Below are 16,204 nucleotides of genomic sequence, written 5' to 3'. Positions count from 1 at the left end.
CATGCAAACCCGCGAAGACATCTTCAACACCCTGCGCGATGCCCTGGTCGAACTGTTCGAACTGGACCCGGCCAGCATCAGCCTGGAATCGAACCTGTACCAGGACCTGGAAATCGACAGCATCGACGCGGTCGACCTGATCGATCACATCAAGCGCCAGACCGGCAAAAAAATCGCCGCCGACGAGTTCAAGGCCGTACGTACGGTCAACGACGTGGTCGAGGCGGTCTACCGCCTGGTCAACAACGCGGCATGAAACGCCTGATCGGCCTCGGCCTGCTGCTGGCCGGTCTGCTGTACCCCTTTGCGGTGCATTTTGGCATGGCCCACTTTGCCCCCTGGCAGTTCGGCCTGTTGCTCGGCGGCCTGTGGCTGGCGCGCGCCTTGAGCGAACCGCAGCGCCCCGGCGGGCACTGGATGGCCGTGGCGGCGATTGCCTTCTGCGCGTTGCTGGCGCTGTTCAACAGCCCGCAGCTGCTGCGTTGGTACCCGGTGTTGATCAGCGCGTTCATGCTTGGCCTGTTCAGCCTGAGCCTGAAATTCGGCCCGCCGGTGGCCGAGCGCCTGGCGCGCCTGCGCGAGCCGCAACTGCCCGAGGTGGCGATCCACTACACACGCCAGGTGACCAAGGTCTGGAGCCTGTTCTTCCTGGCCAACGGCCTGGTCGCCGCCGCCCTGACCCTGTGGGCGCCGCTGAGCTGGTGGACCCTGTACAACGGCCTGATCGCCTACGGGCTGATGGGCCTGCTGTTTGCCATTGAATGGCTGATAAGACAACGCGTGCGAGGACGCTCATGAAATGGATTGCTCTTGAGCAACTGCTGCACCCGAGCGACGCGCCGCGCCCGGTAACCTTCGCCCCGGCGCTGGACCACGCGGGCCTGCGCCAGCAAGCCCTGCAACTGGCCGCTGGCCTTGAGCGCCGTGGTGTGAAGCGCATTGCCGTGCACCTGGAAGACGCCGCCGAGCTGGCCGTGGCCCTGCTCGGCGCCTGGCGCGCCGGCGTACAGGTGCTGCTGCCGGCCGACCTGCAAGTCCAGACCAGCCAGCGCTGGCAAGGCGAAGTCGAGCTGTGGCTGAGCGACCAGGCGCAAGACACTGCGCTGGATGCACTGCTGGAAACGCCCCTGGCCGCTGCCCAACTGGACCTGGACGCTTGCCTGCTGAGCCTGTGCACCTCCGGCTCCAGCGGCGAACCCAAGCGTATCGACAAGAGCCTGCGCCAGCTGGCCAACGAAGTGCAGGCCCTGGAACAGCTATGGGGCACAGAGCTGGGCGCTGCGTGCATCATCGGCAGCGTCGCCGCCCAGCACATCTACGGCCTGCTGTTTCGCGTGCTCTGGCCGCTGTGTGCCGGGCGCCCGTTCGTGCGTCGGCAGTTGCCCTTCCCCGAAGACCTGCAGCGCGCCAGCCGCGAGCACCCGGCCTTTGCCTGGGTGGCCAGCCCGGCGCTGCTCAAGCGCATGGGCGACAACCTCGACTGGCACGCGTTAAGCGCGGTACGCCGGGTGTTTTCCTCCGGCGGCGAGCTGCCGGCCAGCGCCGCCCAGGCCTTGCACCAGCGCCTGCAGCAATGGCCGAGCGAAATTCTCGGCAGCTCGGAAACCGGCGGCATTGCCTGGCGCCAGGGCGACAGCCTGTGGCAACCCTTTGCCGAGGTGCGCCTGAGCCAGAATGAACAGGGTGCGCTGCGTATCGAATCGACCTATTTGCCACCCGGCCATATCGAGCAAAGCGCCGATGCCGTCGAGTTCACCGCTGACGGGCGCTTCCGCCTGCTCGGGCGCCTGGACCGGATCGTCAAACTGGAAGAAAAACGCATCTCCCTACCAATGCTCGAACAGGCCCTGGTCGCCCACGATTGGGTCGAGGAAGCGCGCCTGGCGGTGATCCAGGAAAACCGCGCCAGCCTTGGCGCCCTGCTGGTGCTCAGCGCCGCAGGCCTGCATGCCCTGCGCAATCAGGGCCGACGCGCACTCACCGAAGGCCTGCGCCAGCACCTCAGCCAGCACTGCGAAGCCCTGGCCCTGCCCCGACGCTGGCGGCTGCTGCGGCAACTGCCGTTCAACGCCCAGGGCAAACTGCCCCAGGCCGAGCTCGAAGCCCTGCTGCTGGCACCACGGCCCAAAGGCCCGGAAGTGCTGAGCCAGGCCGAAGTCAACGGCGAACTGCAGTTGCAACTGGCGGTGTCGGCAGACCTTGCCTATTTCAACGGCCACTTCCCGCAGACGCCGGTACTGCCGGGGGTAGTCCAGGTCGACTGGGCGCTGGCGCTCGGGCAACAACTGCTCGACCGGCCACGCCAGTTCGCCGGCATGGAAGTGCTGAAGTTCCAGCAACTGGTGCGCCCCGGCGACCCGCTGCAACTGACCCTGCGCTTCGATGCCGAGCGCGGCAAGCTCTACTTTGCCTACAGCAATGCCGGGGCAGCCTGCTCCAGCGGCCGCATCGTGCTGGAGGCCATCGGTGAATAAACCCTGCGCGGTGATCCCGGTGTACAACCACGAACTGGCGGTGCCAGCGGTAGTTGCCGACCTGCTCGCAGCCGGCCTGCCTTGCGTACTGGTCGACGACGCCAGCAGCCCGGCCTGCGCCGCCGTGCTGCGCCAGCTGGCCGAACAGCAGCAGGTTTATCTGGTGACATTGCAGGTCAACCAGGGCAAGGGCGGCGCGGTCATGGCCGGCCTGCGCGAAGCGGCACGCCTGGGCTTCAGCCATGCCCTGCAGGTGGATGCCGACGGCCAGCACGACCTGGCCGATGTCAGCCGTTTTCTGCAGCAGTCGCAGGCTTATCCACAGGCGCTGATTTGCGGTTATCCACAGTACGACGCCAGCGTGCCCAAAGGCCGCCTGTACGCGCGCTACCTGACTCACGTGTGGGTGTGGATCAACAGCCTGTCGCTGCAGATTCCCGATTCGATGTGCGGCTTTCGCGTCTACCCGCTGCCGCCGACCCTGGCGCTGATCGATGCGGTCAAGCTCGGCAAGCGCATGGACTTCGACCCGGAGATCCTCGTGCGCCTGGCCTGGCGCAACCAGCCGATGCGCTGGCTGCCGACCAAGGTGCATTACCCGGCCGATGGCCTTTCGCACTTTCGCCTGTTCCACGACAACGCCTTGATCTCGAAGATGCACACCAAGCTGTTCTTCGGCATGTTGCTGCGTGCCCCGGCGATCCTCTGGCGGCGGTGGCAGGCATGAGCAACGGCGAACAACACTGGGCCGACCACCAGGAGCGCGGCAGCTTCTGGCTGATGAAGCTGACCGCCTTCGGTATCAAACTGCTCGGCCGACGCCTGCTCAGCCCGGTGCTGTATGGCATCGTCCTGTACTTCTTCGTGTTTGGCCGCCGCGCCCGGCAGAGCATCTGGCAATACCAGCAGCGCCTGGCCGACTGGAGCGGGCAAGCCGGCCTGCGCCCCAGCCAGCGGCGGGTGTTCGGCCAGTTCATGGCCTTTGCCGAGGCCCTGCTGGACAAGCTCGACGTGTGGAACGGCAAGCTGCGCCTGGAGCAGATCGAAATCGTCGACCCGGCACAATTGCGCACTCAACTGCGCGCCGAGCGCGGGCAGATGCTGGTCGGCGCGCACCTGGGCAACCTTGAAGTCTGCCGCGCCCTGGCCGAGCTCGGCGAGCAAGTGACCATGAACGTGCTGGTGCACACCAAGCACGCCGAACGCTTCAATCGCCTGCTCGGTGAATCGGGGGCGAGCAACCTGCGCCTGATCCAGGTCAGCGAGCTGGACCCGGCGATCATGCTGCAACTGAGCCAGCGCCTGGACCGCGGCGAATGGCTGGCGATTGCCGGTGACCGCGTGCCACTGCATGGCGCGCGCACGGTCGAGACGGATTTTCTCGGCCACCGCGCCGCCTTCCCGCAAGGCCCGTGGTTACTGGCCGGGCTGCTCAAGTGCCGACTCAACCTGTTCTTCTGCCTCAAGCAGCAAGGCCGCTACCAGGTGATTCTCGAACCCTTCGCCGAGGCCATCGAATGGCGCCGCGGCCAGCGCGATCAGGTGATCGCCGACTGGGCCGGGCGCTATGCCGAGCGCCTGGGCCACTATTGCCTGCAAGCGCCGCAGCAATGGTTCAATTTCTACCCTTTCTGGAAGACCGATGACGATGCATCCGCATAAGCCCGTGACCTTCGGCGCGTTGCCGCTGGCAATCGAAGACGTCCTCGCCCTGGCCAATCGCCAGACCGAAACCCGCCTGCAGGACGACGCCGAGTACCGCGCGCGGATTGCCCGTGGCGCGCAGTTCCTCGACTCGCTGCTGGACAAGGAAGGGGTGATCTACGGCGTGACCACCGGCTACGGTGACTCGTGCGTGGTGGCGGTGCCGCTGGAGCATGTTGAAGCGCTGCCCAAGCACCTGTACACCTTCCACGGCTGTGGCCTCGGCCAATTGCTCGATGCACCGGCCACCCGCGCGGTGCTGGCCGCCCGCTTGCAGTCGCTGTGCCATGGCGTGTCCGGGGTGCGCGTCGAGCTGCTGGAGCGCCTGCAGGCGTTTCTTGCCCACGACATCCTGCCGCTGATTCCCCAGGAAGGCTCGGTGGGCGCCAGCGGCGACCTGACGCCGCTGTCCTACGTGGCCGCCACCCTGTCGGGCGAGCGCGAGGTCCTGTACCGGGGCGAGCGCCGCAGCGCCGCCGACGTCCATCGTGAACTGGGCTGGCAGCCGCTGGTGCTGCGGCCCAAGGAAGCCCTGGCGCTGATGAACGGCACCGCGGTGATGACCGGCCTGGCCTGCCTGGCCTTCGCCCGCGCCGATTACCTGCTCAAGCTGGCCACGCGCATCACCGCGCTGAACGTGGTCGCCCTGCAAGGCAACCCGGAGCACTTCGACGAGCGCCTGTTCGCCGCCAAGCCCCACCCGGGGCAAATGCAGGTGGCCGCCTGGTTGCGCCAGGATCTGGCCATCGACGCACCAACCGCGCCGCTGCACCGCCTGCAGGACCGCTACTCGCTGCGCTGCGCACCGCATGTGCTCGGTGTGCTGGCCGACAGCCTGGGCTGGCTGCGCGGTTTTATCGAGACCGAACTGAACAGTGCCAACGACAACCCGATCATCGACGCCGAAGCCGAACGCGTGCTGCACGGCGGGCATTTTTACGGCGGCCATATCGCCTTCGCCATGGACAGCCTGAAGAACCTGGTGGCCAATGTCGCCGACCTGCTCGACCGCCAGCTCGCGCTGCTGGTCGACAGCCGCTACAACCATGGCCTACCGAGCAACCTGTCGGGCGCCAGCGCCGAGCGGGCGATGCTCAACCACGGCTTCAAGGCGGTGCAGATCGGCGCCAGCGCATGGACTGCCGAAGCGTTGAAGAACACCATGCCGGCCAGCGTATTCTCGCGCTCCACCGAGTGCCACAACCAGGACAAAGTGAGCATGGGCACCATCGCCGCCCGCGATGCCCTGCGCACGCTCGAACTGACCGAACAGGTTGCCGCCGCGACCTTGCTGGCGGCCAACCAGGGTGTCTGGCTGCGCGGCCGCGAAGCCGACGCCCGCGACCTACCGCCAGCACTGGCCCAGATGCACGCCGCGCTGCTCGAAGACTTCGCCCCGGTCATCGAAGACCGTGCCCTGGAAGGCGACCTGCGCCTGTGCCTGAGCCGAATAGCCGAACAACACTGGAGGCTGCATGCGTAGTCAGGGAGTGTTGCACGTCGATAGCGAAGTGCTGGTGCCGTTCTTCGATGTCGACAGCATGCTGGTGGTCTGGCACGGCCACTACGTCAAATACCTCGAGGTGGCGCGCTGCGCGCTGCTCGACAGGCTCGAACACAACTACCTGCAGATGCAGGCCTCCGGCTTCGCCTGGCCGGTGATCGACCTGCAGCTGCGCTATGTGCGTGGCGCCACCTTCGGCCAGCGCCTGAACGTGCGCGCCAGCCTGGTGGAGTGGGAGAACCGCCTGAAGATCAACTACCTGATCAGCGATGCCGTCACTGGCGCACGCATGACCCGCGCCAGCTCGGTGCAGGTCGCGGTCGAGATCGCCAGCGGCGAGATGCAACTGGCCTCGCCGCAGGTGATGATCGACGCTGTGAACAAGGTGCTGCCATGAAGACGCTGTTGCGTGGCCTGCTGTGCCTCGGCCTGCTGGCCAGCTGCACCCTGGCCCACGCCTTTAGCCTCGATGACCTGAGCAAGCAACTGGGCGAACCTGCGGTCATCAAGGGCCCGTTCATCCAGGAAAAGCACCTGCGTGCCCTGCCACAGCCACTGGTCAGCAAAGGCCAGTTCGTGCTCGCCCGTGACCATGGCCTGCTGTGGCTGCTGCAAACGCCGCTCAAGCAGGACTACCGCCTCAACGCCCAGGGCATCGCCCGCCGCGACCCGTCCGGCTGGCAGATGCTGCCGGGCAAGAGCGCCGGCGCCGAGCAGAACCGCCTGTTCTTCGCCGTGCTGCAAGGCGACAGCAGCGGCCTGCAGCGTGACTTCGAGCTGAGCCTGCAAGGCGATGCCCAGCACTGGCAACTGCGCCTGACTCCGCGCTCGCTGCTGCTCAAGCAGGTGTTCAGCCAAATCGATATCGAGGGCGGGCGCTACGTCGAACGCATCCAGTTGCTGGAAACCCAGGGCGACAGCACGGTGCTACGCATGCCATCGAGCAGCAGCGCCAGCCTGACCGACACGGAGCGCCGCGATTTTGCCGAGTGAGCGCCTGTTGCCACGGCTGTTTTTGCTGTTGCTGATCGCTGTGCTGGCCCTCGCCGGCTGGCAATGGCACCGCGCCGCGCCGTTGTCTGCCGACCTGATGACGCTGGTGCCCGGCGCCACCCAGGACCCGCTGATGCAACGCGCCGAACAGCGTATGCAGGAGCCGCTGAACCGCGAGATGCTGGTGCTGGTCGGCCATCCCCAGCGTGACCAGGCCATCGCCCTGGCCCAGCGCCTGGCCGGGCAATGGCAGGCCAGCGGCCTGTTCGAGAAGGTCCAGTGGAGCCTGCAAACCGACCTGCAGGCATTGCGCGAGCAGTTGCTGCAAGGGCGCCTGGCGATGCTCTCGCGCGCCGACCGCAGCAGCCTGGTCGATAACCCGCAAGGCTTTATCGAGCAGCGCGTGCAGAGCCTCTACGATCCCTTTGCCGGCTTCAGCCTGGTGCCCAGCCAGGACGACTGGCTGGGCCTGACCGGGCGCATCCAGAACAGCCAGCCACGCCCTGCTGCGGTACAACTGGACACCGCCAGCGGCGCGCTGCTGGCCGAGGCCGACGGCCAGCACTGGGTGCTGCTGCGCGCGCGCACCCTGGGCAATGCGTTCGACCTGCAACTGCCGCTGCAGGTCGCCGACCTGCTCGCCGCCAGCCGGGTTGAAGCCGGGCAGCGCGGCGCCCGCCTGCTGGCCGCCAGCGGCTTGCTGTATGCCGCCAACGGCCAGCGCCAGGCCAGCCAGGAAATCACCTGGGTTGGCGGCGGCGCCACGGTCGGCATCCTCTTGCTGTTGCTGCTGGCGTTCCGGCGCCTGCGGGTGTTGCTGGCGTTCATGCCGGTGCTGGTCGGCATGCTGTTCGGTGCGGTGGCCTGCGTGGCGCTGTTCGGCCAGATGCACGTGATGACCCTGGTGCTCGGCTCAAGCCTGATCGGTGTCGCCGTCGACTACCCGCTGCACTACCTGTCCAAGAGCTGGAGCCTGCGCCCCTGGCGTGCCTGGCCGGCCTTGCGGCTGACCTTGCCGGGCCTGAGCCTGAGCCTGGCCACCAGTTGCATCGGCTACCTGGCCCTGGCCTTCACGCCGTTCCCGGCCCTGACCCAGATCGCCGTGTTTTCCGCCGCCGGCCTGGTCGGCGCCTACCTCAGCGCCGTGTGCCTGCTGCCGGCATTGCTCAAGGGTATCGAGCTGCAGCCGGCGCAATGGCCGCTGCGCATTGCCCAATGGTTGGTGGACCTGCGTCTGAAGCTACTGAACAACGTGCCAAGCCCGGTGTTGCTCGGCCTGCTGATCCTGTTTTGCGCGGCGGGCCTGTGGCAGCTGGACAGCCGCAACGACATCCGCCAGTGGGTCGGCAGCCCGCCGCAACTGCTCGAAGAAGCCCAGGCCGTGGCACGCATCACCGGTTACCAGCCCACCAGCCAGTTCTACCTGGTTCGCGGCGCCGACCAGACGCAGTTGCTGGGTCGCCTGCAAGCGCTGAGCACGCGGCTCGATGAACTGGTCGAAACCGACAAGCTCAAGGGCTACATGGCCCTCAGCCAACTGGTCGCCAGCCCTGCCGAGCAGCAACAGGTACGCGATGCACTGGGAAGCCTGCCACTGCAGCCGCTGCTGGCCCTGGGCGTACCGCAAAGCGCGTTACAGGCGGAACTGGCAAAAGTGCAGGCCTTGCCTACCCTCGACATCGATCACGCCCTCAGCGGCCCGCTGGGCGAGCCCTGGCGCACCCTGTGGCTGGGCGCCGATGGCCAGGGCGTGGCCGCCATCGTCAGCCTCCAGGGCTTGAACGATCCGGCATTGCTGCGCCTGCAAGCCGACGACCTCGACGGCGTGCAACTGGTCGACCGCCTCGGCGACCTCAACCGGGTGTTTGCCGCCACCCAGGTCAGCGCCGCCGAGCTCAAGCTGTTGTCGTGCGCGCTGATCGTGGTGTTGCTGATCCTGCCGTTCGGCCTCGGCGGTGCCCTGCGCATCGTCGCCCTGCCGCTACTCGCCGCGTTGTGCAGCCTGGCCTGCCTGGGCTGGCTGGGCCAGCCGCTGACCCTGTTCAGCCTGTTCGGCCTGCTGCTGGTGACCGCCATCAGCGTCGACTACGCGATCCTCATGCATGAGCAGATCGGCGGCGCCGCCGTCAGCCTGCTCGGCACCCTGCTGGCGGCGACCACCACCTGGCTGTCGTTCGGCCTGCTGGCGGTGTCGAGCACCCCGGCGGTGAGCAACTTTGGCCTGGCGGTGAGCCTCGGCCTGGCCTTCAGTTTTGTCCTGGCGCCCTGGGCTGCCACCGGCCACAAGGAACAGGCGGCATGAGTATCGTGTTGTTCTGGGTCCTGGCCCTGGCACTGTTCTGGATCGCGAGCGAGCTGGGCCGGCGCCTGGGGCTGATCCCGATTGTCAGCCAGTTGCTGCTGGCGACCCTCGGCCTGCCGCTGCTGATGCTGTTCTGGGTCGAGCCGCACTGGCAGCTCAGTGGCGCTGCGCTGGTGGCGCCGTCCTGGCTGAAAACCCTGTATGGCCTGAGTTTCGCCCTGCTGCTGGGGCATATTCTGGCTGACGTGGTGGAGCTGAAGTTCGACCGCCAGAGCCTGAAGATCGCCCTGCCGAGCTTCTTGGTGCCCTTTGCCTGTGGCCTGGCCTGCGGCGCCTTGCTGCTGCCGACGCAGCCCTGGCTGACCACCCTGGCGCTTGGGCTGGTGTTCGCCATCACCGCCATTCCGGTGCTCTACCTGTACCTGCGCAACATCGACTATCCGCCCGCAGCGACCCGCCGCCTGATGCAGTCGGCGATCCTCATCGACCTGACCTGCTGGCTGCTGTTTGGCCTGGGCAAGGGTAGCCTCGACCCCGTGAGCCTGCTGCTGCCCGTGCTGGGCGCCTGCCTGCCGCTGCCACTGTACGCCCTTGGCCTGCGCCGGCCGTGGGTCTACAGCCTGGGCTTTTTCGCCCTGCTGTTCGTTGCCGAGCACTACCGCCTCAATGCGTTGATCTTCGGTATCGGCTACCTGTGCTGCCTGGCCTGGCTCAAGCTGCCACTGCACATGCCGCTGTCGGCGCTGTGGATAAAACGCTTGCAGAACGGCATTGCGATCCCGTTGATCATGACCTTCGGCATCATCCAGATCGATATCCACAACGTGCTGCAGGGCTTCGATGCCATCCAGTTGAGTGCCTTGCTGCTGTTACCGATCGTCAGCAAGCTGCTCGGCAACTGGCTGGGCCTGTGCTGGGCGACGCCGTCGTTCGCCGGCGCGAGCAAATGGCGGGAAAGCCTGCTGCTCAATATTCGCGGCTTGAGCGAGATCGTCTTTCTCAACCTGCTGCTGCAACAACAGCTGATCAGCCCGGCGCTGTACTTCGCGCTGATGCTGATGAGCCTGGTCGCCACGCTGATGCCCGCGCTGGCCGGCCTGCACCGGATTCCATTGAAGACTGCCCAACCGGCAAGGAGGCCTTATGCCGAACACTGAACTGCAACAACGGCAGGTATTGATCATCGGCGCCGGTCCGTCCGGCGCCATCGCCGGGGCCTTGCTCAAGCGCAATGGCCACGACGTACTGATCATCGAGCGCCAGCGCTTTCCGCGCTTTTCCATCGGCGAGAGCCTGCTGTCGCACTGCATCGACTTCGTCGAGGAAGCCGGCATGCTCCCGGCCCTCGAAGCGGCAGGCTTCCAGCGCAAGAACGGCGCGGCCTTCGCCTGGGGCGAGGAATACAGCGCGTTTGATTTTGGCGACACCTTCAGCAACGGCAAGCCAAGCACCTTCCAGGTCCAGCGCGCCCAGTTCGACCAGTTGCTGGCCGACCAGGCCGCTGCCCAGGGCGTGGAAATCCGCTACGAAGAAGAGATCATCGCCGCCGACTTCGAGCGTGCCCGCCCGCAGCTGCGCGTGCGCCGCCTGGATGGCAGCGAGTACCGCGTCGAAGCTGAGTTTGTCCTCGATGCCAGCGGTTATGGCCGCGTCCTGCCGCGCCTGCTGGACCTCGAAGCGCCGTCGAGCTTTCCGGTGCGCCAGGCGGTGTTCACCCACATAGAAGACCGCATCGACCACCCGGCGTTCGACCGCGAAAAAATCCTCATCACCACCCATCCGCAGCACCGCGATATCTGGTTCTGGACCATTCCCTTCAGCAACGGCCGCTGCTCCCTGGGCGTGGTCGCCGCCGCCGAGCACTTTGCCGCCGCGCCGGCTGACCTGGATGCCTGCCTGAAAGACTTCGTCGCCCAGACCCCAAGCCTGGCCAAGGTGCTGGCCAACGCCGTGTGGGACACCCCGGCGCGGACCATCGGCGGCTACTCGGCCAACGTCAAGACCCTGCACGGCCCGGGCTTTGCCCTGCTCGGCAACGCCGCCGAATTCCTCGATCCGGTGTTTTCCTCCGGGGTAACCATCGCCATGCGCTCGGCGAGCATGGCCGCCGGCGTGCTGCACCGCCAGCTGCAAGGTGAAAACGTCGACTGGCAGAGCGAGTTCGCCGAGCCGCTCAAGCGCGGCGTCGATACCTTCCGCGCCTATGTCGAAGGCTGGTACAACGGCAGCTTCCAGGACGTCATCTACCACCCGGCCAGCTCGCCGGAAATCCGCGCGATGATCAGCTCGATCCTCGCCGGTTATGCCTGGGACCCGCGCAACCCGTTCGTGGCCGAGCCCAAGCGGCGCCTGCGCATGCTCGCCGAAGTCTGTGCAAGGACGGCAGCATGAGCCAACAACCCTTCCTCAGCGACAGCTACGTCGAGGAAACCCGCTTCGGCTTCTGGTTCCTGCGTAGCCATACCTGGCAGCACCACGTGCTGCGGGTGGCGATCAACGACCTGCGCCGGCTGTTCGACGCGCCGCTGCCGCAAGCACCGGTGCTGCTCGATGCCGGCTGCGGCCAGGGCAAGTCGTTCCAGTACCTGCAGCAGGTGTTCAGCCCCGGCCAGTTGCTGGGCACCGACGCCGACCCGCACAGCCTCGAACTGAGCCAGGCCGAGGCCCGGCGCCTGGGGCTGAATGTCGAGCTGCGCGGCAGTGACTGCGCGGCCTTGCAGTTTGCCGACAACAGCGTCGACATGCTCTTTTGCCACCAGACCTTCCACCACCTGGTCGAGCAGGAAAAGGCCCTGGCCGAGTTCTACCGGGTGCTCAAGCCCGGCGGCTACCTGCTGTTCGCCGAGTCCACCGAAGCCTATATCGACACCTGGGTGATCCGCTGGCTGTTCCGTCACCCCATGCATGTACAGAAAAGCGCCGAACAGTACCTGCAGATGCTGCGCGACCAGGGCTTCGAATTCGGCGCGCAGAATGTCTCTTACCCGTACCTGTGGTGGAGCCGTTCCAGCGACTTCGGCCTGCTCGAACGCTTCGGCCTGCGCAAGCCGCCGCCCGTCGGCCAGCGCGAAGAAACCCTGGTCAACGTGGTGGCGCGCAAACCATTGAACCCCACCGAGCCGAGTGCATGAAACGCCTGTTGCTGATCCTCGCCTTTGCCCTGCTGAGCGCCTGCGCCAGCCGGGTGCCGCTGCCCACGCAAATGCCGGCGCTGACGCTGCCGATGCAGCTGCATATTCAGCGCCAACAGGCGGGGCAAAGCCAGGACTGGCTGCTGGTGATCCAGCGCGAAGACGCCAGCCTGCGCTGGTCGTTGCTGGACTTGCTGGGCATTCCGCAGGCACGGCAGTTGCTCAACGACGGCCAGTGGCAAGCCGATGGCCTGCTGCCACCCAACCCGGGTGCCCGTGAACTGTTCGCCGCCCTGCTGTTCGCCATGACCCCGGCCGAGCAGGTGCAAACGCTCTACCCCGGCGCCCGCCAGCAAGGCCAGCAACGCTGGCTGGGTGAGCGCTGGCATGTCGACTACCGACAAGCCGACGACTTCACCTTGAACCTGGGCCAGGGCCTGCGTTATCTAGTCAGCCCACTGCCCAGCGAGAACACGCCATGACCGCTTACCTCAATGCCCTGGGCCTGGTCTGCGCCCTGGGGCGCGGCCAGGCCGAAGTTGCCCGCAAACTGTTTGCCGGCGACTGCTCGGGCATGCGCGTCGAGGAGGGCTGGGTAGCGCAGCGCAGCCTGCCGGTAGCAGCCGTGCACGGCGAACTGCCCGAGCTGCCTGCCGGCCTGCAGGCCCACCAAAGCCGCAACAACCAGTTGCTGCTGGAGGCCTGCCTGCAGATCAGCTCAGCGATCGAAGCGGCCATCGCCCGCTTTGGCCGCCCGCGCATCGGTATCGTCCTGGGCACCAGCACCTCGGGCATCAAGGAGGCCAGCGAGGGCATCGCCCACTACCTGCGCGAGCAACAATTTTCGCCCAGCTACGACTATGCCCAGCAGGAGCTCAGCGCCCCGGCCAATTTCCTTGCCGACTGGCTGCAACTGAGCGGCCCGGCCTATGTGATTTCCACCGCCTGCACTTCCAGCGCCCGGGCCTTGATGAGCGCCCGGCGCCTGCTCGACCTGGGGCTGTGCGATGCGGTGATCTGCGGCGGTGTCGACAGCCTGTGCAAGCTGACCCTCAACGGCTTCAGCTCCCTCGAGGCGGTGAGCGCCGAGCGCTGCAACCCGTTCTCGGTCAACCGCAATGGCATCAACATCGGCGAAGCGGCGGTACTGTTCCTGATGACTCGCGATACCAACCACGAAGGCCCCGGCATTGCCCTGCTCGGTGCCGGTGCCAGCTCCGATGCGCACCATATCTCGGCGCCAGAGCCCGGCGGCAAGGGCGCCTTGCAGGCCATGCGCAAGGCGCTGGACAATGCCTGCCTGCAACCACAAGACATCGACTACCTGAACCTGCACGGCACCGCCACCCGGCACAACGACGCCATGGAAAGCCTGGCCGTGCATGAACTGTTTGGCAGCCAGCTGGCCTGCTCGTCGAGCAAGCCGATGACCGGCCACACCCTGGGCGCCGCCGGTGCACTGGAAGCGGCGTTCTGCTGGCTGAGCCTGGCCGCCGGCAATACCGAAGGGCGCCTGCCGCCGCATGTCTGGGATGGCGTCGATGACCCGCAGTTGCCAGCCCTGAACCTGGCCGATGCCAGCCAGCGCCTGCCGGCCAGCGGCCCGCGACGCCTGATGAGCAATTCGTTCGCCTTCGGTGGCAACAATGTCAGCCTGATTCTCGGAGACACCCCATGATCACCTGGCCACTGGCCGAACTGCTGCCGCACGCCGGCGACATGATCCTTATCGATCAGGTCGAGTCGTTCGATGAAGAGCAGATCCATACCCACCTGACCGTACGCCCCGGCGGCCTGTTCAACCGCGCCGACGGCAGCCTGCCGGCCTGGGTCGGCATCGAGCTGATGGCCCAGAGCGTGGCCGCCTATGCCGGTTGCCGCGCGCGCCAGCAAGGCCAGCCGGTGGAGCTGGGCTTTTTGCTCGGCACGCGTAAATTCGAATGCAATGTCGAACATTTCCCTGCCGGTGCCCACTTGCGCATCCATGCCCTGCGCTCGCTCGAAGACGACAACGGCATGGGCGTGTTCGAGTGTCACCTGCGCGGCCCGGGCATCCATGCCATGGCCCGTTTGAACGTTTTTCGCCCGCCGCAGGTGGCCAGCTACCTGGCCGAAGCGGGCCCTGAGGAGTCCCCCCATGACTGACACCATCCTGGTCACCGGTTCCAGCCGTGGCATTGGCCGGGCCATTGCCCTGCGCCTGGCGCACGCCGGTTTCGACCTGGTCCTGCATTGCCGAAACGGGCGCAGTGAAGCCGACGCCGTTGCCGCAGAAGTCCGGGGCCTGGGCCAGCAAGCCCGCGTGCTGCAGTTCGACGTCGCCGACCGCGCCGCCTGCGCGGCCATCCTCACTGATGACGTAGAAACCCACGGCGCCTACTACGGTGTGGTCTGCAACGCCGGCCTGACCCGCGACGGCGCCTTCCCGGCGCTGACCGAAGACGACTGGGACCAGGTGCTGCGCACCAACCTCGACGGTTTCTACAACGTCCTGCACCCACTGATGATGCCGATGATCCGCCGGCGCAAAGCCGGGCGTATCGTCTGCATCACCTCGGTGTCGGGCATGATCGGCAACCGTGGCCAGGTCAACTACAGCGCCTCCAAGGCCGGCGTCATCGGCGCCGCCAAGGCCCTGGCAATCGAGCTGGGCAAGCGCAAGATCACCGTCAACTGCGTTGCCCCGGGGTTGATCGATACCGCCATGCTCGACGAGCACGTACCGGTTGAAGAGCTGCTGAAGATGATCCCGGCACAACGCATGGGGACCCCGGAAGAAGTCGCCGGCGCGGTGAACTTCCTGATGTCGGCCGAAGCCGCCTACATCACCCGTCAGGTGCTGGCGGTCAACGGAGGCCTGTGCTGATGAAACGTGTGGTCGTCACCGGCATGGCCGGTATCACCTCGCTGGGCTGCGACTGGCAGACCATTGCCGGCAACTTCGCCAGCAACCGCAGCGGCATTCGCCGCATGGATGAATGGGACCGTTTCGAGGAGCTCAATACGCGCCTGGCCGGCCCCATCGACGATTTCAAGGTGCCGAGCGGCTGGACCCGCAAGCAGCTGCGCAGCATGGGTCGGGTCTCGCGCCTGGCCGTGGCGGCAGCGCAGAACGCCCTGCGCGACGCCGGCCTGCTCGACGACCCGTCGATCCGCGACGGGCGCATGGGCGTGGCCTGCGGCTCGTCCACCGGCAGTACCGACGAGATCAAGGCGTTCGGCAACATGCTGCTCAACTCGGTGGCCGAAGGCCTCAACGCCAACTCCTACGTGCGCATGATGCCGCACACCACCGCAGCCAATATCAGTATCTTCTTCGGCCTCACCGGGCGCCTGATCCCGACCTCCAGCGCCTGCACCAGCGGCAGCCAGGGCATCGGCTATGCCTATGAAGCGATCAAGTTCGGCCGCCTGCCGCTGATGCTCGCCGGCGGCGCCGAAGAGCTGTGCCCGACCGAGGCTATGGTCTTCGACGCGCTGTACGCCACCAGCCTCAAGAACGACACCCCGCACAAGAGCCCGAGCCCCTACGACAGCGGTCGCGATGGCCTGGTGATCGGCGAAGGCGGCGGCATGCTGGTGCTCGAAGAGCTCGAGCACGCCCTGGCCCGGGGCGCGCACATTTATGCCGAGATCGTCGGCTTTGGCAGCAACGCCGACGGCCAGCACACCACCCGCCCGGAGCAGGCGACCATGCGCCGGGCCATGGAGCTGGCGCTGGAAGACGCAAACCTCACGCCGGCTGCCATTGGCTACGTCAACGGCCACGGCACCGCCACCGAGCAGGGCGACATCGCCGAAACCCTGGCCACCAGCAGCCTTTTCGGCCCGCGCATGCCGATCAGCTCGCAAAAAAGCTTCCTCGGCCACACCCTCGGTGCTTGCGGCGCGCTGGAGTCCTGGTTCAGCATCGAGATGATGAACAGCGACCGCTATGTGCACACCCTCAACCTTGAGCACATCGACCCGCGCTGCGGCGAGCTGGACTACCTGTGCGGCGAGTTTCGCAGCATGAGTCACGACTACGTGATGAACAACAACTTCGCCTTTGGCGGGGTCAACACCTCGCTGATTTTCCGTCGCTGGACCTGACCTC

At 66.5% G+C, this 16,204-nt stretch carries 17 protein-coding genes; all 17 read left to right on the top strand.

All coding sequences use genetic code 11. The features are described 5' to 3' along the window. Position 1 precedes the first annotated feature (1 nt). Genes LOY22_RS01525 through LOY22_RS01445 form a run of 17 tightly spaced genes read left to right on the top strand, consistent with a single transcriptional unit; the run spans position 2 to position 16,200 of the window. Positions 2-256 carry an acyl carrier protein gene (locus LOY22_RS01525; protein WP_045193926.1) on the top strand — a complete coding sequence of 85 codons (255 nt, stop codon included), beginning with the start codon at positions 2-4 and terminating at the stop codon, positions 254-256. Continuing rightward, positions 253-798 carry a membrane protein gene (locus LOY22_RS01520; RefSeq protein WP_045193927.1) on the top strand — a complete coding sequence of 182 codons (546 nt, stop codon included), beginning with the start codon at positions 253-255 and terminating at the stop codon, positions 796-798. The genes LOY22_RS01525 and LOY22_RS01520 overlap by 4 nt, the downstream gene beginning before the upstream one ends. Further along, positions 795-2,474, top strand: a complete 1,680-nt coding sequence (locus tag LOY22_RS01515) for an acyl-CoA synthetase family protein (protein ID WP_258595932.1) — start codon at positions 795-797, stop codon at positions 2,472-2,474. The genes LOY22_RS01520 and LOY22_RS01515 overlap by 4 nt, the downstream gene beginning before the upstream one ends. Further along, positions 2,467-3,201 (top strand): glycosyltransferase family 2 protein, encoded by a 735-nt coding sequence (locus LOY22_RS01510; protein ID WP_045193929.1) that lies wholly within the window; start codon positions 2,467-2,469, stop codon positions 3,199-3,201. The genes LOY22_RS01515 and LOY22_RS01510 overlap by 8 nt, the downstream gene beginning before the upstream one ends. After that, positions 3,198-4,136, top strand: a complete 939-nt coding sequence (locus LOY22_RS01505; RefSeq protein WP_045193930.1) for a glycosyl transferase — start codon at positions 3,198-3,200, stop codon at positions 4,134-4,136. Before LOY22_RS01510 ends, LOY22_RS01505 begins: the two co-directional genes overlap by 4 nt. Further along, positions 4,117-5,661, top strand: coding sequence for a histidine ammonia-lyase (gene hutH / locus LOY22_RS01500; protein ID WP_093377102.1), 1,545 nt, complete (start codon positions 4,117-4,119; stop codon positions 5,659-5,661). Before LOY22_RS01505 ends, hutH begins: the two co-directional genes overlap by 20 nt. Then, positions 5,654-6,079 (top strand): thioesterase family protein, encoded by a 426-nt coding sequence (locus tag LOY22_RS01495; protein ID WP_045193932.1) that lies wholly within the window; start codon positions 5,654-5,656, stop codon positions 6,077-6,079. Before hutH ends, LOY22_RS01495 begins: the two co-directional genes overlap by 8 nt. Beyond that, the gene (locus LOY22_RS01490; protein ID WP_258595930.1) at positions 6,076-6,675 is read left to right on the top strand and encodes an outer membrane lipoprotein carrier protein LolA; all 600 of its coding nucleotides are present in this window, start codon (positions 6,076-6,078) and stop codon (positions 6,673-6,675) included. The genes LOY22_RS01495 and LOY22_RS01490 overlap by 4 nt, the downstream gene beginning before the upstream one ends. After that, complete coding sequence (locus LOY22_RS01485) at positions 6,665-8,977, top strand: MMPL family transporter (protein WP_258595928.1); 2,313 nt, start codon at positions 6,665-6,667, stop codon at positions 8,975-8,977. The genes LOY22_RS01490 and LOY22_RS01485 overlap by 11 nt, the downstream gene beginning before the upstream one ends. Continuing rightward, the gene (locus LOY22_RS01480; RefSeq protein WP_195885477.1) at positions 8,974-10,134 is read left to right on the top strand and encodes a sodium:proton antiporter; all 1,161 of its coding nucleotides are present in this window, start codon (positions 8,974-8,976) and stop codon (positions 10,132-10,134) included. The genes LOY22_RS01485 and LOY22_RS01480 overlap by 4 nt, the downstream gene beginning before the upstream one ends. Beyond that, positions 10,121-11,368, top strand: coding sequence for an NAD(P)/FAD-dependent oxidoreductase (locus tag LOY22_RS01475; RefSeq protein ID WP_045193936.1), 1,248 nt, complete (start codon positions 10,121-10,123; stop codon positions 11,366-11,368). The genes LOY22_RS01480 and LOY22_RS01475 overlap by 14 nt, the downstream gene beginning before the upstream one ends. After that, the gene (locus LOY22_RS01470; RefSeq protein WP_045193937.1) at positions 11,365-12,108 is read left to right on the top strand and encodes a class I SAM-dependent methyltransferase; all 744 of its coding nucleotides are present in this window, start codon (positions 11,365-11,367) and stop codon (positions 12,106-12,108) included. The genes LOY22_RS01475 and LOY22_RS01470 overlap by 4 nt, the downstream gene beginning before the upstream one ends. Beyond that, positions 12,105-12,590: a hypothetical protein gene (locus LOY22_RS01465; RefSeq protein ID WP_213602713.1), complete on the top strand. Its 486-nt coding sequence runs from the start codon at positions 12,105-12,107 to the stop codon at positions 12,588-12,590. Before LOY22_RS01470 ends, LOY22_RS01465 begins: the two co-directional genes overlap by 4 nt. Further along, entirely contained in the window at positions 12,587-13,786 is a 1,200-nt protein-coding gene (locus tag LOY22_RS01460) for a beta-ketoacyl-[acyl-carrier-protein] synthase family protein (protein WP_213602714.1), read from the top strand. The genes LOY22_RS01465 and LOY22_RS01460 overlap by 4 nt, the downstream gene beginning before the upstream one ends. Beyond that, the gene (locus LOY22_RS01455) at positions 13,783-14,253 is read left to right on the top strand and encodes a hotdog family protein (protein WP_093377133.1); all 471 of its coding nucleotides are present in this window, start codon (positions 13,783-13,785) and stop codon (positions 14,251-14,253) included. Before LOY22_RS01460 ends, LOY22_RS01455 begins: the two co-directional genes overlap by 4 nt. Next, positions 14,246-14,974: a 3-oxoacyl-ACP reductase FabG gene (gene fabG, locus LOY22_RS01450; protein WP_045193941.1), complete on the top strand. Its 729-nt coding sequence runs from the start codon at positions 14,246-14,248 to the stop codon at positions 14,972-14,974. Before LOY22_RS01455 ends, fabG begins: the two co-directional genes overlap by 8 nt. After that, positions 14,974-16,200: a beta-ketoacyl-ACP synthase gene (locus LOY22_RS01445; RefSeq protein WP_258595925.1), complete on the top strand. Its 1,227-nt coding sequence runs from the start codon at positions 14,974-14,976 to the stop codon at positions 16,198-16,200. Before fabG ends, LOY22_RS01445 begins: the two co-directional genes overlap by 1 nt. Positions 16,201-16,204: the final 4 nt, after the last annotated feature.

The organism is Pseudomonas sp. B21-035 (assembly GCF_024748945.1).
In the GTDB taxonomy this organism is placed as follows: Bacteria; Pseudomonadota; Gammaproteobacteria; order Pseudomonadales; family Pseudomonadaceae; genus Aquipseudomonas.
The sequence above is the reverse complement of the archived record's forward strand: the minus strand, read 5'-3'. Positions and strand labels throughout refer to the sequence as shown.

Bases quoted from the DNA above. Each gene is read 5' to 3' on its own strand.
- LOY22_RS01525 (WP_045193926.1), top strand. From the start codon at position 2: ATGCAAACCCGCGAAGACATCTTCAACACCCTGCGCGATGCCCTGGTC.
- LOY22_RS01520 (WP_045193927.1), top strand. From the start codon at position 253: ATGAAACGCCTGATCGGCCTCGGCCTGCTGCTGGCCGGTCTGCTGTAC.
- LOY22_RS01515 (WP_258595932.1), top strand. From the start codon at position 795: ATGAAATGGATTGCTCTTGAGCAACTGCTGCACCCGAGCGACGCGCCG.
- LOY22_RS01505 (WP_045193930.1), top strand. From the start codon at position 3,198: ATGAGCAACGGCGAACAACACTGGGCCGACCACCAGGAGCGCGGCAGC.
- hutH (WP_093377102.1), top strand. From the start codon at position 4,117: ATGACGATGCATCCGCATAAGCCCGTGACCTTCGGCGCGTTGCCGCTG.
- LOY22_RS01495 (WP_045193932.1), top strand. From the start codon at position 5,654: ATGCGTAGTCAGGGAGTGTTGCACGTCGATAGCGAAGTGCTGGTGCCG.
- LOY22_RS01490 (WP_258595930.1), top strand. From the start codon at position 6,076: ATGAAGACGCTGTTGCGTGGCCTGCTGTGCCTCGGCCTGCTGGCCAGC.
- LOY22_RS01480 (WP_195885477.1), top strand. From the start codon at position 8,974: ATGAGTATCGTGTTGTTCTGGGTCCTGGCCCTGGCACTGTTCTGGATC.
- LOY22_RS01475 (WP_045193936.1), top strand. From the start codon at position 10,121: ATGCCGAACACTGAACTGCAACAACGGCAGGTATTGATCATCGGCGCC.
- LOY22_RS01470 (WP_045193937.1), top strand. From the start codon at position 11,365: ATGAGCCAACAACCCTTCCTCAGCGACAGCTACGTCGAGGAAACCCGC.
- LOY22_RS01465 (WP_213602713.1), top strand. From the start codon at position 12,105: ATGAAACGCCTGTTGCTGATCCTCGCCTTTGCCCTGCTGAGCGCCTGC.
- LOY22_RS01460 (WP_213602714.1), top strand. From the start codon at position 12,587: ATGACCGCTTACCTCAATGCCCTGGGCCTGGTCTGCGCCCTGGGGCGC.
- LOY22_RS01455 (WP_093377133.1), top strand. From the start codon at position 13,783: ATGATCACCTGGCCACTGGCCGAACTGCTGCCGCACGCCGGCGACATG.
- fabG (WP_045193941.1), top strand. From the start codon at position 14,246: ATGACTGACACCATCCTGGTCACCGGTTCCAGCCGTGGCATTGGCCGG.
- LOY22_RS01445 (WP_258595925.1), top strand. From the start codon at position 14,974: ATGAAACGTGTGGTCGTCACCGGCATGGCCGGTATCACCTCGCTGGGC.